Here is a 16,475-nt window from a genome sequence, read left to right on the forward strand (position 1 = left end):
ATTACTGATTAAGTATATAAAACGCACGAACTGGTTCCGGTTCATGCGCTTAAGAGTCTTATTCCGTTTTCCTGCGGTCTGATGAATTTAATGTCTCCAAGGTTTCCTCAATCGTTTTAAAAGTAAACGTGTACCCTTCCCGTTCCAAACTTTCCGGCAGCACCCACCGGCTTTTTAAAACCAGCTCTGTTTCGGTTCTGATCACGACGGAGCCCATTTCCAGCATCCAGGCCGGAGAGGGAAGGCCAAACCGCACACCATTAGCCTCTCTCATCGCTCTCATAAATTCACGGTTGCTCACCGGCTGCGGTGCTGAACAGTTAAATACTCCCTTTAGATCCTCTCTGTCTTTCAGGAACAGGACGATCTGATACAAGTCTTCAATATGGATCCAGCTGAACATCTGATTTCCTTTACCCTGAACGCCCCCGAGCCCGAACTTTACGAGGTTTCGATAAGGGGTCATGACTCCCCCGCCTTCTCCCAGCACAATTGCGATGCGCAGGGCAATCTGCCTTGTTTCAGGCAAATCGAAGGAAAAGAACGCTTTCTCCCACGCTTTAGCCACATCCACGGAAAACCCTGAACCGATCTCACCTTCATCCTCTGTCATCGGCCGGTCTTCTGCGTGCCGGTAAATGGTAGCTGTACTGGAATTCATCCATACCCCGGGCGGATGGCTGCACTCTTTTACAGCCTCACCGAGAATTGTTGTCGTCTCCGTCCTTGAATTCATGATTGCTTTTTTGTTTTTTTCATTATACCTGCAGTTTACGGACTTGCCTGCAAGGTTTATCAGCAGTTCTGCTCCGTCCAGGGCTTCCATTATGCCTTTCCTGTCCTCCCATCGGATGTGCGGGCTGCTCCTTGAGATGATCTTCACCTCGTAACCTGCGCCCTTAAATTTCTGTTTGAAATATTCACCGATAAATCCGGTTCCTCCGGCTAAAACGATTTTCTTCATGAAATCACTCCCAGTTCTCTACTACTATATGATTTTATTAAACTACCCTGACAGAACTTTTACATACATGCCGTTTGCAGCTTTTCTGTAGGCTGCTTCGTTCATATCCTTCACCTTCCTGGACAGCAATGAGGCACGTATCAGTTTTCCGTTATATAAAACAGAAGGATCTATGATTCGGATTTTGTTTTTTCTATGTATTGTAAAATGACTGTGATCCTCTATAACCTGCACACCGGCATTTAAAATACTTAACAGATCACTCAGTTCCCTGTCGCCGGAGTCTTTCAGTTTCCTCATTACTTCTTCATCTTCCTTTAGAAAATCTTCACTACTGATAATATTTTTATCCAATGAAAGCTTCAGAATCCTGGTTAATGTATCATAGCCATAGATATTCAGCGGGTCCATAAAAAAATCAATAACTTCCTTATAGTAGGTTTCAACAAACCATTCAGCTGTTTCAATGTTTTCAGGGTACATTTTTCCTTCTGAAACGGTGATACTGCTTAAAAAACTGTGAACTTCAGTAAGGCTAATCTGCCCGTATTTATACATATCACGCAGAGTGGAATCCACCCTGTCTGCACATAACTCCGGAGCCGGCTGTTCCAGAAGTGTCCATCTGCTGTCATCAAACAGCAGATCCTTATAATCATAGCCGTACTTTTTTAAAATTGCCGGAATTTCAGATGTTTCGATTACTTTCCGGTAGATTCTTTCATGATAATTCTCTTCCGTATTTTCATAGACATGGTCCACCACATGGGAAAAAGCTGTGTGGGAGACGTCGTGCAGTAACCCGGCAATCTGCTCTTCCACTGAACCGCCAAGTGTTTTAATGAGAAGCATTACACCTACAGAGTGATCATAACGGGTTTCATTCCACTCTTTATTCACCAGATAACTTGCACCTCCCTGGTGCACTCCTTTGAGTCTCTGCATAGGCTTACTTAAAATCAATTCCTCCAGTACTTTTCCCGCTGTATGTTCACCGTAAAGTTCATCCTCAAGATACATATAATTCCCCCTCCTTTGCCTCTAACCGGTCTTTTTGCCGTCAGTCTGTTCATCCGTCTCCAGGTAATATCTTACTTTGTCCCGCTTTAGAACGCCGATTGAAAAGACCACTGCTGCAGCGAGCATTGAAAGAGCAAGAACGACAATGGTGAGACGCAGCGATACGATGTCAGCGATCACCCCGATCATTAGAATGAAAAATACCTGTAGTACGCTCTGAACAAGCTGAAAAATGCTGGTGACCCGCCCCATAACCTCAACGGGGATATTGTTCTGATAGAAAGTAGCCATTCCTGCATTCAGAAAAACGTTGAAGAATCCGAGAATAATAAAACCTGCGGCAATGGACGTGAATGACCACGAAAACGCATAAATCACGTAACCAGCCGTCATCATGATTAATCCGGCGGCAATCATCATCCGGATGGATATTTTGTGAGAGAAAACAGACAGGAGCATAGCGGCCGTAACAGACCCAATCCCCGTAATACTGATTAAAAGCGTGTAATCCACTTCGGAAAGCCCGATCACCTTCTGTGTAAAAACCACTTCCTGGGCGTCCATGGCAAAAGAAAAAAGCAAAACCGCAATAAACATCAGGTAAATAAAAGTGAAGTAACGATTATCGGCCATAAATGAACGAACAACCGTAAAATCGGATAATACCTGGGATAAATTCAAAGATGGCACGGAAGCTTTATCAATTTTTTCCCCATCGGGAAGAGGAATGAGCAGCAGTGCTGCAAATACAAAGAAAAGGGCATTAAGCCACAGTGTGAGGTCGATGGAGGTCAGGAAAATGAGTGCACCACCCACAGCCGGTCCCACGATAAATGCACCTGATGAAGTAAAGGAACGGATCGCATTAAAACGCTTCCTCTTTTCCTTTGGCACTGTCATTGTTATGTAAGTCACCGAGGAGGGGACAAAGAAGGCTTTGGCAATGCTCAGGAGAATCAGCATCCCGTAAATGGCCACGATGCCTGGTGCAAAGGGAATTAAGGCAATGATTCCTGCCCTGATCAGGTAGGTCTTCATCATAATCGCTTTCTTACTGCGATAGTCAATGTAGCTTCCGGTCCAGAATTTCGTAAAAATGTTGGTAAGAGGTCCTATAATCCACAACCCCGCTACAGCTGCAGCCGAACCCGTTAACTGATAAACAAGAATATTGATCGCTACAAGATAGATAAAGTCTCCGAGGCCAGCAAGGCCGGTGGAAGTCAGGAGAACGGAAGGATTTTTCCACCCTGATAAATCTCTTTTCATAGTATCGCTCCCTGAACCATTGGACCATCAGGCTCAATATAATTATAACAAAATATGTAAAACCCTTCACTGTTTTATCTAATGTATTACAAAGCAAAAAGCATGGATAATGTTATCCATGCTCCCTGGCATAGTTCCTTTAACCTGCGGTATTACAGCTTTACTCTCTACAGGCAAAGAGAAGATTACGGACGCCCCACTCTCATTCCAGGCTTTCAAGATTCCCCAAAGCTCTGAAATGATAATATCTGCCGCAAAGCGTAAAGTGGTGTTTTTCGTGGATGGCCAGAAGATGTACGCTCTGGATAACATTAGGGAACCCGGCAACCGGATCCGGGTATCTGATGTGACCTGCCACACGTTCATCCAGGCATACCGTCATCTCTTCCAGCCTTTTCGTTTCCAGATCAGTCATTTGTGTTAGCTCAGCAAGGGACAATTTAATTTTCTCCCCTTCAGGAGGCATTAAAACAGCGGGGGCCTTAAGCGATTTTTTATTCCGCCTTGCCTCTTCTGAATAAATATCCCCGGAAACTGCTGAATAGGGCTGCTTCTTTCTCAGCCGGGCGATTGGTTTTAACAGTGGAAAGTAAAATCTGTTTAACTGTCTAAGTCTTTTTACCATGAGATATAAGTGATAGTGTGTTTCAATGATCGACCATTTACCTGCCTGCGGGCTTGTCCGGATGGTTTGTTCATCGAGTCTGCTTACGGCATCAAGAAAGTCTTTTCTCTGTTCATACAGCGTTTTAAAGTGACGATTGATATTTGAGTTCTCCATTCTCTCTCCCAACGGTTATAAAGATTTTAAAAATTAACCGGTTCCAGCATCTTTACAGGATTTTTGCCTCCTCTGAAACAAATGGACACTAAACATCCAGCCAGCATAATAACTGCACAAATGGTCAAGGCTGCAGTCGCCCCGATCCATTCAGCCACACCGCCTGCAAAAAGGTTCCCTCCTATGGCAGCCAGCCCCGACAGAAGTACGCCGCCTCCCCCGACCCGTGCAAGAAACCCATCGGGGGTAACAGCCTGCCTGGCTGATCCGTTAACCACGAACGCCATGGACAGGGCACCATCAAATAAAAACATCCCCGCCATAATAAAAATCAGCATGTCGGATGAGAGCAGCAGGAATATTCCCCCACCGGAGACCGCCATCAGCGCTCCAAAGAGGTAGCGCCAGGGGAAATGCCTGATCTTATGAAGAAGAAAGACACCTGCCAGGTTGCCTGCTCCAGCTGCGGATAATACAAGGCCCGTCTGCCATTCGCTCATGCCCAGCGTCTGACTTGTATAGATAATAACCGTTAGCGTAACAGCGGTAGTGGCAAAATTAAGATTACCGTGCTGGAACGTAATAAATCTCTGATACTCGTTTTTAAACAGATATTTGATATTTTTAATTGAGGTAACATACGAATGAACAGGCTTTCTTTAACACCTTTATCCTTAACAGGCTCTCTGTAGGTTAAAAACAGGATGCCTAAAAAGGAGATGAGGTAGGTTGCTGCATCAATGGTGAGAACAGCAGCTGCTCCATAAAAAGTAAGGACGATTCCTGCGAGAAATGGTCCGATCAGGGTGCTGACAGCATCTGCACCTTCAAAGCTGTTATGAGCCTCGATTAAGCGGTCCCGCCCGACGACTCCTGGTACCATTGCACCGAATGAAACCCTGAAAAACAAACCGGAGGCCCCGAGAATCAGAAGACTCCCCGCCAGTGTCCAGATCGTAAGAAGATCCAGCAGGACAAAAACGACAAGCGCACCCATGGTCAGAAAACTGACTGCCTGGGCAAAGAGGGCAACGCTTCTTTTACTGCGGGTTTCGATCCAGCTGCTCACCGGAAGTGACAGGACAAGCGGAGCAGCCTGGGAACAGACCACCACCAGGGCTGCATGCCAGGGGGAGCCCGTTAACTGTAAGACGATGAGTGGAATCGCGATTTCACTGAAACGGTTACCGAAAATCGTTGCCAGCTGACCGATCCACATCACACGAAAATTGCGTTCTTTAAACAGATTCATTTTTTCCACATCCCTAATAAGTCTATCTATATCGATTTAGGGATTTGTATCACATCGGCAGGATCCTCCTTCTTTGCAGTAAAACACCTTGTATTTAATTTTCCAGTATCCTACAATTGATTATGAACAACAATAATAGAATTTTCAAATTTCAGGAGCGGTCTTCATATGTAAACCTTCCCCTACTAAACTTTAAAACTGAATATTGAGGTTGAAAGGGGAAGCTTACTGATGAATAAATCCAAACATTCGTTCTTTTATTTATGAACTGGACAGACGTCATCAAATACAGGTGACGTCCTTTTTATTATCGGACTGATGCCGCTGCTGTACTCTCTCACGGGCTCTGCCCTGCTGATGGCAGCGGTTCCTTTCGTAACAACACTTTCCAGGTTCTTCAGCGCTTTTGCAGCACCTGTACTGTTTCGCTTTTTTCACCTAAAGGACATCCTGGTCTGGAGCCAGGCTTTAAAAACAGTCACGATCGTTACTTTATTTTTTTTCACACTGTTTTATCTGGATTCTGCCAACCTCTACCTGGTATACATGTTTGTCTGTTTACTGGGTTTTTTAGACGGATGGGCCAGCCCGTCAAGCAGTGCTCTGATCCCTGAAATTGTTGACAGGGATAAACTGATGAAATCAAACAGCTGGCTGGAATCAATCAGCCAGACGATTGAAATTGCAATTTGGCCACTCGGTGCACTGTTAGTGGCTCTTACAGGCACAGTGTCTGCTTTGGTCATCACAGCTGTTCTGTATACGGTTTCGACACTGCTGCTTTCACGGATATACGTGCACAAACCGGTTTTTGAGGAGCAATCCTCTCCATCAATTCGCAGTGAGGCAAAAAGAGGCTGGATATTCATCCTCCGAAGAAAGGATGTATTGGCAATCACCTTGTCAGGAATCCTGATCTCAAGTGCCAACATAATCTGGCTTGCTTCAATCATGTACGTCTATGTAGAAGAAAGACTGAACGTCAGTGCCGCCTGGTGGGGATACATGAACTCCCTGCTAGTAACGGGCTTACTGGCAGCCAGCCTGCTCACACTGGTCCGGTACTCGACAACTGAAAAGGCATTTAAACCGCTGCTGCTCCTCATGACGCTGATGATGACACTCAGTACACTGGCCCTGTCGGTAAATACTGTTCCGATTCTCGCAGTAGTTCTGGCCTTCACGTATGGATTTGCCAATCAGCTAAAAGCACTGCTTGAAGTCACCTATACTCAGATGAACGTTGAGCAGGACGAGCTGCCATACGTCTACGCGGCTCAGGAAGCTTCCTATCTTCTTACATTTTCCATCTCGGTTCTGCTGTTCAGTTACCTGATTGATGTCACAAGTGTCCAGTTGGTCTTCTTTTCGGCTGGCATGCTGTCTCTGATTGGCTTCGTATTGCTTTTAATCAATCAGAAATACTTTTTAAGTATAGGGGCGGTCACAAAGCAGACGGATGCCGGGGAGCGAAAATTGAATTAATGAGTTAAACCATTCTGTATACACACTTAAGAGGATGGAGGGCCAAACCCTCCATCCTTCCGTTTTGTATTCAATTCACTTTTTAACGGTCTGTATGTTCCGGTTTGATCGCGGGAGCTGCTATGGGGTTTACACCACTGCCATAAAAGTAGGGAACTTCGCCCGGTATTAAATTCATTCCCACCGGTACTGTTGTGGATACAACATCCATCTCGGTTCCAAATGGGATGATCACCTCGATCTGTACCTCCAGATCCAGCGCTACCCTTACCCAGGTGTTGTTAATTCCTACGTTTTTTATTTCTTCGTTTAAGTCCGCACCCACGTCGCCGATGGCTGAAAACCTGACGGGGATTTTAGGGCCCAGGTGGGAAAGCAGTGCGTTATTTGTCACTGCCCCAAGAGGGATATAGTGAATAATCCCCTCATCGTAGTTTTCTTTTTTTATGGAATCAATTTCATTTAATCTTCCTTCTTCAACGAGTCTCAGGTAATACTGGGCACTCGCCACGGCTTCCACCATTATCTCGTTGTAGACGTCCGAGTCATATCCTACAGATATTATATCTCCGCTTTCATTCTTACTTAGAAGAATCAGCTTATTCATATCCACTTCCTGCAGCGTGGTGGCAAGAGCATGATTAATTGCAGAAGTAGCAATTTTCTGTGTCTCGTTGTTTGCAATATCTATAAGAATGGGACGAATCTGATGATCGACAAGGTACACAGCACTGGCCATCAGGAGAATAAAAATGAACAGGGAAAGGAGTAAGTATCTTTTGAAGCTGCGCGGCCGTCTTTTCCTAAATAAAATTCTCCTTTTACGGTACAGCAGCAAATCCCCCCTTTCTAATCACAGTATATAAGTTACCGCGAACGATCATGACACCTGTGGGAAAAGCCGGCCAGGATAAAGCCATACATTTTGCAGAAGCCTGGATAAACTATGGTCTATGCAATCGTAAGTTCAATTCTTTCAATGTTACATAATGGTATGTTAAACTGAACATAAGTAACAAGGAGGGTCAGTATGGAGTATGTAGAACCGATCACTGATGTTAACAGGATTAAGGAAGTCAAAGAGATCCTTAAACGGCATTCATTGCGTGATTATGCTCTGTTTACAATGGGTATAAATACTGGTCTCCGAATAACGGAATTACTTGAAATTAAATTGTCGGATATATGGGACAGTTCCGGCAGTATCGCTGAATTTTATTCCCCATGGCCGGAAGAATCCACTCATTTCAACCGCTTTTACCTGAACGGACAGACTCGTCAGGCCCTTAATGAGTACCTTTTCTCAGAGAAATTGGGTCCGGATGACTACCTGTTTCAATCGAGCAGGGGTCCCTTCCCCATTTCAAGGCAGCATGCCTACAGAGTTATCCACCAGGCAGCCCGTGAAGCCGGCATTACGAGTAAAATCGGAACCCATACAATGCGTAAGACTTTTGGGTATCATGCCTATCACAGAGGGGTAGCGATCTCTCTGATTCAGAAAATATATCACCACTCAAGCAGAAAGAAAACCTATGAGTACCTCGGTATTGATCCGGGGAACAAGAATTCACTTAAGATTGATGTAGACCTGTAGAAAGGTGGAAGAGGCGCTCAATGTTTGAAGACATCGTAAATACAGATTATTTTATACTCATTCTCGCTCTCTTCTTCATTATCGGGGTAGTAACAACGAAATTCTCTTCCCGTCTTGGTGTTCCTGCACTGATTTTATTTATACTTATTGGCATGATTGCCGGGAGTGACGGTCTGGGACTCATCTATTTTGATAATGCGTCCTACGCACAGCTGATCGGAATTTTTGCACTGGTGGTCATTCTTTTTGAAGGTGGACTTTCCACTAAGTGGTCTACAATCAAACCAGTTGCCATTCCTTCCTTACTGCTCGCCACAGTCGGTGTACTTGTGACCAGTTTTACCGTTGCAGTTGCAGCGACATTCCTTCTGGATGTAACCTGGCTTGAAGGGCTGCTCTTCGGGGCTATTGTGGGCTCAACAGATGCGGCTGCAGTATTTGCAGCTTTGAAAGGCCAGAACATTCAGTCCAGGCTCGGTGCGACCCTGGAAGCGGAATCGGGAACAAATGACCCGATGGCCATGTTTTTGACGCTTGCACTTATACAGCTTATTACGATCGACCATTATACTGTCTGGGACACAGTGGGAACTTTCGTGCTCCAGATGGGTCTTGGGCTGATTATGGGACTCGGTCTGGGATGGATTGCATCCTGGGTTATTAACCGGGTCAATCTGGATTCAGGTGGTTTGTACCCGATTATCGCGATGGGATTCGCTCTCTTAACCTACAGCGCAACTGCCAGCCTGGGTGGCAGTGGTCTCCTGGCGGTTTATGTTGCCGCCCTTTACATCGGAAATTCGGATCTGACATACCGTCACACCATTTTCCGCTTTAACGAAGGATTTGCCTGGATGATGCAGCTTCTCATGTTTGTAATCCTTGGACTTCTCGTCTTCCCTGGTCAGCTGTTTACAATGGAAGTCATTGTTCGCGGTCTTCTGTTATCCTTTGTATTAATTCTTATTGCCCGCCCTTTGGCCGTACTTATCTCCACACTCGGGTTCAAGTACACGTGGAAGGAAAAGACACTGCTTTCCTGGGCAGGGTTAAGAGGCGCCGTTCCGATTGTTCTGGCTACTTTCCCTTTAATAGCAGGACTTGAAAATGCTCAGATGTTCTTTAATGTCGTCTTTTTCGTTGTTCTGACGTCAGCCTTAATTCAGGGTTCCACAATATCCCCTTTTGCAAATCTGCTCGGATTATCAGGACCGAAGAAGGTAACTCCTCTTCACTCACTCGAACTGATCTCCATTGGCCAGGCTAATGCGGAAATCGTGGAGTACTCTGTAAACGAGGAAACAAAAATAGTGGGTCGCAACCTTGCGGAAATTGATTTCCCCGAAGACGTACTGATAAATGCTATCATACGTGATGGTGAACTGGTAACACCTTACGGCGAGACAGTTATAGAGGCAAATGATATTCTGTATATTCTCGTTTCAAGAAAAAGTAAAAAGGATCTCACCCGCCTGCTTGGTGAGAGAAAAAGCGTTCCGGAAATATAGTAAGTGTGTGTGACCCAGGTTAAATTTAACACAGCCACACGGAAACGAAATTCGTGTGGCTGCTTCATTTTACATTTTGAAATGAGTGATTAGTATGAAAGCAATCAGAAATAAATATGTGTTAACAGCAGTAATCAGTTTTTTACTTTTTTTAATCGTTACTCTTCTCAGGAATGACCTCCAGGTACTCGATGAGTTTCTCATTTCAAGGCTGACGGACATTCCTCCGGGCTTGTTATCTGCAATGCAAATCTTTACTTATGCCGGCTCAGGAGAATTTATTCTGATTATAACCGTACTTATTGGAGCCGGCCTGGCCTTAAAGAAAAACTATTATAATGCTGTCATGCTCGGTGTGCTTGTATTTGGAGGAATAATCCTGAACTATGCGCTTAAAGTTCTCTTTCAGAGGGAACGACCTGGAGAAATGAGTGTGATTGAAGTATTTGGGTATTCCCTTGAACTTGCTTCGTACAGTTTTCCAAGCGGACATACGATGCGGACGACAATCTTAATACTGTTTTTAATATTCCTGACTCATCATCTCAGCAAAGTGCCGATAACCAGAATGAGTCTTTATCTCCTTTTCACCCTCATATTAATTGCAGTGGCCATAAGTCGCATTACAACAGGAGCCCACTACCCCACCGATATTGCTGGTGCAGTGTTCATTTCGACCACCTGGTTCTGCGTTTGTCTGATGGGCTGTAGATCGCTCATTGTAAAAGGCTCTATTAAAGCTTAATGTTGCTTTAAAAAATTTGCTTGGAGCGAATGCGGGACACTCCTGCGGGAAGAGCTCCAACGGAAGACCCCGCAGGGTGGTTTTCCCGAGGAGGCTGCAGTGGTGCCCGCGGAAAGGGAGCGCAGTGAGCGAAACTCAACAACAGACTTTAACAGTGCCTGGTAAAAAGCGGCAGAAAAAACCACAAAAAAAACGTGCAGGAGTTTTAAAACCCCTGCACGTTTTTTTACAGGTACCTCTTGTGAATCTTCTTTCCGTCATACGTGAATACAATATTCCGCTCACTGAGCACCGTCTCCATGTGAACCGAACGTCCCCACAGCTGGTACAGGTACGGGAGCGTCTTTTCCAGGTACTTTGTATCCAGTTCGATATCCTCGTAGGCGTGAGTCAGGTAGAGCTCCCCGTTTTTCAGATAATCACCGTCAGTGACCGTAATGTACGGGAAACCGCCGTTTACGCGGCTCGAGATAAGCTGATCACGGACCGCCTGCCACTCCTTATCCACGATCTTGTAGTCCCGGCCCTTCTTCTGAAATAAATACATATCCTCCCTGGTGGCGAGATCCTTGGTCAGATAGTTACGGATAAAGGAAATGTCCGACTCAATCTCCCGGACTTCATACATTTTCTCGCGGCCGCTGCCGGGCTTAACGCCCTGCCGCCTGATCATGTCCTCAGTCGGATTGTCATAACGCTCCTCGATGTCCTCGAATATTTTAATACCGAGGTAGTACGGATTGATCTGAGTTTTGGACGGCTGGACCACACCTGCGTTCAGCTTGGCGTATTCGATCGCTTCCTCCTCGGTCAGGTCGAGCTCGCGGATAATCCTCTGGTGCCAGAAACTTGCCCACCCTTCGTTCATGATCTTCGTTTCGAGCTGCGGCCAGAAGTAGAGCATCTCCTCCCGCATCATCGTTAGGATGTCACGCTGCCAGTCTTCAAGCTCACGGCTGTATTCCTCAATGAACAGCAGGATATCCTTTTCCGGCTGCGGCGGCAGCTTCTTTTTCCGTTTCTTTTTATGGCGGCTCGGCTTTACTTTTTCCGCATCATCAAGACCCCACAAATCGTCGTAGGGACTCTCGCGCGTGTCGTCTTCTTCCTCTTCATCAAGCCAGATATCGGTTTTTGACCAGGCGAGCTTTGGCCGCACGAGGCTGGGGTCGATATGTTCCTGAATTGCGAGTACGGCATCAAGAAACTGCTCCACCTCTTCCCGCCCGTGAACCATTTCATAGTGGGCCACACGCTCCGCTGTGGCGGTCATGCTTTCCACCATATCCCGACGTGTGTTGGAAAAACGGACATTGTTTTTAAAGAAGTCACAGTGTGCCAATACGTGGGCAATGATCAGCTTGTTCTGAATCAGCGTATTCGTGTCCAGCAGAAACGCATAACACGGATCCGAGTTGATGACGAGTTCGTAAATCTTACTCAAACCAAGATCATACTGCAGCTTCATTTTGTGAAACTGCTTCCCGAAGCTCCAGTGGGAAAAACGGGTCGGCATGCCGTAGGCACCGAACGTGTAAATGATGTCTGCCGGACAGATCTCATAGCGCATCGGATAATAATCGAGTCCAAAGCCGTCCGCAATTTCGGTAATTTCATCTATTGCCCTGATTAACTCTTTATCACGATCATGAACAGTCATGTATGATTCCTCCCTATAGCCTGTTACTCACATGTTTATGTCAGGTTGGGCGGAAGGATGATGACTAGATGTCCCGGAAAAGCAAACTTGTCCTGTGCCGGCTGCCGGCTGGAGGTTTTTCCGAAGAACCAACACCTTGTTAGAAAACTTCTCTGATCACAGGATCATCTTTTTGATTCCGAGGGATTTCTTCTGAAAAGAACGATTCAACACCTTTTATTTTGAACTTTTCACAACAACTTCGAAAGACACCGCTTACATCGATTGTCCGGTTGGGCAAGATAGGGTAAGATATTTATTTGTGTGCTCAACTTTGAACAAAACATAGACTAATCTGTGCCTTAGGCGCAGTGAAAATATGGAGGATCCTCACTATGGAAATTGGAGAACAGATTACGCATCTTCACCTACTCAACCAGTTCTGGATTATTCTCTTGTTCCTAATCCCGATCGTGCTCATTTCCCGCACGGTTGTGGCAGGAACGAGGTATTCACCGATTCTCATTATCGTGATTTTCGGTCTGGCAATGGGGTACCTGCTGGAAACATCCGGTGTCTCGAACCCGGGACTTGAAAACTTTCCGTTCATCAACCTGATGGCGGCAACGACAATCATCGCCCTCATTGCTTCTTTCTTTGTGGGTGGTCAGGAACTTCGTAAAATTTTAGGGAAAAAGTCACTCGATGCTGACGAGATGGTAGTCCCGTCCGAAGAAGAAGTGATTCTCGGTACAACGCGGACTCAGTCTTTCTTCATCGTCCGGGCATTCTTCCTTCTTCTCGGAATTCAGGCAATTACTTACGTGCTTCTCGGTACAGGCGGGGACAGTCCTCTTGCCGGCTACTATCCACTTGCAGCGTACATCGGTCTTGCGGCAGCCATCATTCTGATCGACAACAAGGCATGGATTGCGGACAAGCACCGCTATCTTCGTAAAGGTGTCATTGAAATTGCCGTGATCATCGGTATTCTGCTAGGGTCCTATTATGTGGCGCAGGCGGTGGCACCGATCATTGCCCTGCCGCAGATTTTCTTTGCCATGATGATTGCCGCCGGACTTGGGGCGGTCTGCTATAAGTGGACGTTTGGTCCGACACTCCGCTCGCTTCTGTTTGCCGGGATCCCGATCGTTCTTGCAGCAAACTTCCTTGTGGGAGGATCACGGATCGGGGATGCGTTCGCGATTCCGGGGGTTAACTCGGTACTCGTTTACGGATTCTTCGGCCAGCTTCTATGGATGTTTGGCGGAATTGCTCTTCTTATGTTCTTTGCCCGGACGGCGAATGCCCGCAATCTCGCTCCCGGTATGGCAGGGGCCCTTTCCCACTCAGGGCTGACAGGGGCATGTACAGCCGGTGACTTCGGAAAAACGGCCGCAAGCCGTGCACCGATCATGATTAACATCCCGTTTTTCGGACATATTTTCGTGTTCTCCGTGCTAGCAGTAAGTGCAGACCGGGGAAGCCTCTGGATGGGACCGGCCCTTATTATTGTAGCTGTTGGTGTCTTCCTGACGGTGCTTTCACTTAAGAACCTGCGAAAATCCGGTGGTGAGGATCGTAAGGAAGTAACCGCGCTTATGCAGTTTTCGTTCGGGTGGCAGCTGTGTGCGGTATTCGGCGGCCTTGCGTTTCTTGGTATGAGCACGCTCGCCATCGATTACGCTGCCATGGCACAGGCTTCTGCAATCTCCCACTTCGGACTGTTTGCAGCGATCCAGGAAGGCATGTTCGGCTCAGAAGCTGCCCTGCTCATTCCGTTTATTTTCTCAATGCCGTTCCTCGTGCACCCGCTCGTGTTCTTCATGTTCGGAAAAGCGATGGAGAACGACGGCGAAATGCCGGTCAAACCGGTTTACACGATGGCGATTATCGGTCTTGCCGGGATCGTTTTCGCCCTGTTTCTGTAACAGCCATGTAAAAAGAGAGTCCTTTGCGGGCTCTCTTTTTTTTTCTGCAGAAAATGTTAAATACAACGTATTATTTTATGCTGAAACGGGAAAAGAAATACCAGTCTTTTAAAAACAGTACTTTTGTCTTAGTCTGTGCGGGGGTTCTTGACTGGTCTTAGAGAGAGGCGTACGGTATTAGGAGAGTTATTCGAATATAAAAGGGGTCCCTTTACTATGAGGAAAAAAATCTATATAAAAATTGGCGTTCTTATTGTCCTTTTGGCAGGTGTAGCGGGGTTAGCTGTGAATTATCTCTATCAGTCGACTGTCGTCCAGACAGCTGACAGTGTGTACGTTGAATCGGAGAGAGAAGAATCGGAGCGCCGTGACGTTCCTCTGGATATGGAGCAGGAGGAACCGGTCTCCATCCTTCTTATGGGAATCGGCGACCGCCCGGACGACCCGGGGCGAGCCGACTCCATCATGGTGCTGACGGTCAACCCTGAAGAGGAATCGATGTACATGTTCAATATTCCCCGTGATACCCGGACACAGATAGTGGGTCGTGATTTTGAGGACAAAATCAACCATGCCTATGCCTACGGCGGCACCGATATGCAGATGGAAACGGTTGAGGAGTTCCTCGATATTCCGATTGACTACTTTGCCTCTATTAACATGGAGGGCTTCATGCAGCTTGTGGACGTTTTCGGCGGTATCACGGTTGAAAATGATTTTGAATTCCGCCAGGACGGCATCGACTATCCTGAAGGAGAAATCCACCTTGACGGGGAAGAAGCGCTCCACTATTCCCGGATGCGCCGATCGGATCCCCGGGGTGATCTCGGCCGGAATGAACGTCAGCGTGAGGTGCTTAACGAACTGATCAGCGAGGGTGCTTCGTTTTCTTCAATTACAAGGGTAAATAATGTTCTCGATGTGGTAAGTGACAACCTCAGGACAAATATGACTCTGGAAGAGATGCGCCACATGTTTGAAAACTACCGCGGTGCCCGCCACAACATCGAGCAGTTTGAAATCGAAGGTGAGAATACGACGATTGACGGGGTTTATTATTATGAAGTCTCCCAGGATGAACGAGAGCGTGTGTCGAAAAAAGTAAAGGAACATCTGGGGATAGACAGCGGCGAAGCTGAAGAGTTTGTACAGGATGAAGATTAGAAAAAAGTGCCGGGATTGATTTCCCGGCACTTTTTTTGCGTCCTGTTTCAGATAAACCAGTAGATTCCGATTATAAAACCAGCCAGTGATCCCCCGATACTCAACATAATATATATTCCGGCCTGTTTATACTTCCGCCGTTCAAGGAGAGTGACTGCCTCCACGCTGAACGTGGAAAATGTAGTGAAGGCACCGAAAAATCCGATACCGAGGAGGAGAAACCACGGGTTATGATACTCATAAATCGGAATGCCTTCAAACATGGCACCAAAGAAGATTCCAAGGCCAATTGATCCAAGTATGTTGACAATCATCATGGCTACGGGAATTGGCGGTTCCGGCCAGCGCTCCTGTATTTTGGCCCCGAGCATGAACCTGCTGACAGCTCCCGCACCTCCGCCGAACGCAGTAATGAGGATTTCAATCACGGCTGACCGCCTCCTTCTTTTTTGAAAACCGATCGGCCAGCACAAATCCAGCGAGTGCTGTGAGAAGCCCGCCTGTAAGGGACATGCTTATGTACAGGGATGAGGCGAGCATGGAATTTTCCCCCGCGAGCATGAAAGCATCTGCCGCAAGTGTGGACATGGTTGTAAGGGATCCGCAGAACCCCACGCCGAGCCCTGCTTTCCAGGCTTCATGGGGTTTCCGGTGCAGCACATACCGGGTAAGAATGCCGAGTAGGAAGCTGCCGGCTATGTTTTCAATCAGTGTTCCGATGGGGTACAGGGTAAACAGCGTCTGGACGTTGATCCAGTAGCGGACTGTCGTCCCAAGTGCCCCTCCGATGAAAATGGCTGCGAGCAGGTACCAGTTTAATTTCATTTTCCGGTTCTCCTTGTCTGATCTTGTCTAGCTGTTACTGTACCGAAAAAGCAGTTCCGGTTCAAGGGTGGGCCTGATTAGAAGAGCGAACTTATGTCATTTCTATTATGTATAATTCGCTTTCAAAATGATGCAACTTTCCTCAGGATACGCAATTTCCTATCAAAATTACGCAATTATCCTCATGATTATGCCATTCACCCATCAAATGAATGAAATGGGTTTATTACCTGCCATTACTATCTTCCTGTCCCATTATGAATCCCCTCCAGCGCCGCTGCAGGAGGGGATTCAT

15 protein-coding genes and 1 pseudogene are annotated in these 16,475 nt (G+C 46.6%); 6 read left to right on the forward strand and 10 right to left on the reverse strand.

Translation table 11 applies throughout. The features are described 5' to 3' along the window. Positions 1-58: 58 nt before the first annotated feature. The 6 genes from FGB90_RS17010 to FGB90_RS17035 all read right to left on the reverse strand — a co-directional run bounded on the left by FGB90_RS17010 (position 59) and on the right by FGB90_RS17035 (position 5,286). Complete coding sequence (locus tag FGB90_RS17010; protein ID WP_138812067.1) at positions 59-964, reverse strand: TIGR01777 family oxidoreductase; 906 nt, start codon at positions 962-964, stop codon at positions 59-61. A gap of 42 nt (positions 965-1,006) precedes the next feature. After that, positions 1,007-1,984 (reverse strand): HD domain-containing protein, encoded by a 978-nt coding sequence (locus FGB90_RS17015; RefSeq protein WP_138812068.1) that lies wholly within the window; start codon positions 1,982-1,984, stop codon positions 1,007-1,009. A 21-nt stretch (positions 1,985-2,005) separates the two neighbouring features. Beyond that, entirely contained in the window at positions 2,006-3,253 is a 1,248-nt protein-coding gene (locus FGB90_RS17020) for an MFS transporter (protein WP_138812069.1), read from the reverse strand. A 202-nt stretch (positions 3,254-3,455) separates the two neighbouring features. Next, positions 3,456-4,034 (reverse strand): DinB family protein, encoded by a 579-nt coding sequence (locus tag FGB90_RS17025; protein ID WP_138812070.1) that lies wholly within the window; start codon positions 4,032-4,034, stop codon positions 3,456-3,458. 26 nt (positions 4,035-4,060) lie between these two features. Further along, positions 4,061-4,534: an MFS transporter gene (locus FGB90_RS17030; RefSeq protein ID WP_138812071.1), complete on the reverse strand. Its 474-nt coding sequence runs from the start codon at positions 4,532-4,534 to the stop codon at positions 4,061-4,063. A 32-nt stretch (positions 4,535-4,566) separates the two neighbouring features. Next, positions 4,567-5,286 carry an MFS transporter gene (locus FGB90_RS17035; RefSeq protein ID WP_138812072.1) on the reverse strand — a complete coding sequence of 240 codons (720 nt, stop codon included), beginning with the start codon at positions 5,284-5,286 and terminating at the stop codon, positions 4,567-4,569. A gap of 291 nt (positions 5,287-5,577) precedes the next feature. Between FGB90_RS17035 and FGB90_RS17040 the strand changes: the two are divergent. Beyond that, positions 5,578-6,771, forward strand: a pseudogene (locus tag FGB90_RS17040) (MFS transporter); the annotation flags it as partial. Between the two features lie 82 nt (positions 6,772-6,853). On the opposite strand, the gene yunB reads toward FGB90_RS17040, so the two are convergent. Continuing rightward, positions 6,854-7,609 (reverse strand): sporulation protein YunB, encoded by a 756-nt coding sequence (gene yunB / locus FGB90_RS17045; protein WP_281280071.1) that lies wholly within the window; start codon positions 7,607-7,609, stop codon positions 6,854-6,856. 192 nt (positions 7,610-7,801) lie between these two features. Here yunB and FGB90_RS17050 point away from each other — a divergent pair, with 192 nt between their 5' ends. The 3 genes from FGB90_RS17050 (at position 7,802) to FGB90_RS17060 (ending at position 10,621) form a co-directional block, all read left to right on the forward strand. Continuing rightward, positions 7,802-8,368, forward strand: a complete 567-nt coding sequence (locus FGB90_RS17050) for a tyrosine-type recombinase/integrase (protein WP_138812074.1) — start codon at positions 7,802-7,804, stop codon at positions 8,366-8,368. A 20-nt stretch (positions 8,369-8,388) separates the two neighbouring features. After that, the gene (locus FGB90_RS17055; protein WP_138812075.1) at positions 8,389-9,876 is read left to right on the forward strand and encodes a potassium/proton antiporter; all 1,488 of its coding nucleotides are present in this window, start codon (positions 8,389-8,391) and stop codon (positions 9,874-9,876) included. Positions 9,877-9,970: 94 nt separating this feature from the next. Further along, positions 9,971-10,621, forward strand: a complete 651-nt coding sequence (locus FGB90_RS17060; protein ID WP_138812076.1) for a phosphatase PAP2 family protein — start codon at positions 9,971-9,973, stop codon at positions 10,619-10,621. A 226-nt stretch (positions 10,622-10,847) separates the two neighbouring features. Here the strand turns inward: FGB90_RS17060 and FGB90_RS17065 are convergent, their stop codons facing one another. Then, a complete protein-coding gene (locus FGB90_RS17065; protein WP_138812077.1) occupies positions 10,848-12,281 on the reverse strand; it encodes a SpoVR family protein in 1,434 nt (477 codons plus the stop codon). A gap of 374 nt (positions 12,282-12,655) precedes the next feature. Here FGB90_RS17065 and FGB90_RS17070 point away from each other — a divergent pair, with 374 nt between their 5' ends. Then, positions 12,656-14,191: a hypothetical protein gene (locus FGB90_RS17070; protein WP_138812078.1), complete on the forward strand. Its 1,536-nt coding sequence runs from the start codon at positions 12,656-12,658 to the stop codon at positions 14,189-14,191. Positions 14,192-14,407: 216 nt separating this feature from the next. Further along, on the forward strand, positions 14,408-15,355 hold the full coding sequence (locus FGB90_RS17075; protein WP_138812079.1) for an LCP family glycopolymer transferase: 948 nt from the start codon (positions 14,408-14,410) through the stop codon (positions 15,353-15,355). 47 nt (positions 15,356-15,402) lie between these two features. Here the strand turns inward: FGB90_RS17075 and crcB are convergent, their stop codons facing one another. Together crcB and FGB90_RS17085 are read right to left on the reverse strand one after the other, a co-directional pair. Beyond that, positions 15,403-15,783, reverse strand: a complete 381-nt coding sequence (gene crcB / locus FGB90_RS17080; protein ID WP_306419244.1) for a fluoride efflux transporter CrcB — start codon at positions 15,781-15,783, stop codon at positions 15,403-15,405. Next, complete coding sequence (locus tag FGB90_RS17085; RefSeq protein WP_138812080.1) at positions 15,776-16,180, reverse strand: fluoride efflux transporter FluC; 405 nt, start codon at positions 16,178-16,180, stop codon at positions 15,776-15,778. The genes crcB and FGB90_RS17085 overlap by 8 nt, the downstream gene beginning before the upstream one ends. Positions 16,181-16,475: the final 295 nt, after the last annotated feature.

Origin of the sequence: Alteribacter natronophilus, assembly GCF_006007885.1 — a bacterium.
GTDB lineage: Bacteria > Bacillota > Bacilli > Bacillales > Salisediminibacteriaceae > Alteribacter > Alteribacter natronophilus.

What these genes read in the sequence shown, in the direction of transcription:
- FGB90_RS17010 (WP_138812067.1), bottom strand. Translation starts at nt 964, where the DNA reads ATGAAGAAAATCGTTTTAGCCGGAGGAACCGGATTTATCGGTGAATAT.
- FGB90_RS17015 (WP_138812068.1), bottom strand. Translation starts at nt 1,984, where the DNA reads ATGTATCTTGAGGATGAACTTTACGGTGAACATACAGCGGGAAAAGTA.
- FGB90_RS17020 (WP_138812069.1), bottom strand. Translation starts at nt 3,253, where the DNA reads ATGAAAAGAGATTTATCAGGGTGGAAAAATCCTTCCGTTCTCCTGACT.
- FGB90_RS17025 (WP_138812070.1), bottom strand. Translation starts at nt 4,034, where the DNA reads ATGGAGAACTCAAATATCAATCGTCACTTTAAAACGCTGTATGAACAG.
- FGB90_RS17030 (WP_138812071.1), bottom strand. Translation starts at nt 4,534, where the DNA reads ATGAGCGAATGGCAGACGGGCCTTGTATTATCCGCAGCTGGAGCAGGC.
- FGB90_RS17035 (WP_138812072.1), bottom strand. Translation starts at nt 5,286, where the DNA reads ATGAATCTGTTTAAAGAACGCAATTTTCGTGTGATGTGGATCGGTCAG.
- FGB90_RS17050 (WP_138812074.1), top strand. Translation starts at nt 7,802, where the DNA reads ATGGAGTATGTAGAACCGATCACTGATGTTAACAGGATTAAGGAAGTC.
- FGB90_RS17055 (WP_138812075.1), top strand. Translation starts at nt 8,389, where the DNA reads ATGTTTGAAGACATCGTAAATACAGATTATTTTATACTCATTCTCGCT.
- FGB90_RS17060 (WP_138812076.1), top strand. Translation starts at nt 9,971, where the DNA reads ATGAAAGCAATCAGAAATAAATATGTGTTAACAGCAGTAATCAGTTTT.
- FGB90_RS17065 (WP_138812077.1), bottom strand. Translation starts at nt 12,281, where the DNA reads ATGACTGTTCATGATCGTGATAAAGAGTTAATCAGGGCAATAGATGAA.
- FGB90_RS17070 (WP_138812078.1), top strand. Translation starts at nt 12,656, where the DNA reads ATGGAAATTGGAGAACAGATTACGCATCTTCACCTACTCAACCAGTTC.
- FGB90_RS17075 (WP_138812079.1), top strand. Translation starts at nt 14,408, where the DNA reads ATGAGGAAAAAAATCTATATAAAAATTGGCGTTCTTATTGTCCTTTTG.
- FGB90_RS17085 (WP_138812080.1), bottom strand. Translation starts at nt 16,180, where the DNA reads ATGAAATTAAACTGGTACCTGCTCGCAGCCATTTTCATCGGAGGGGCA.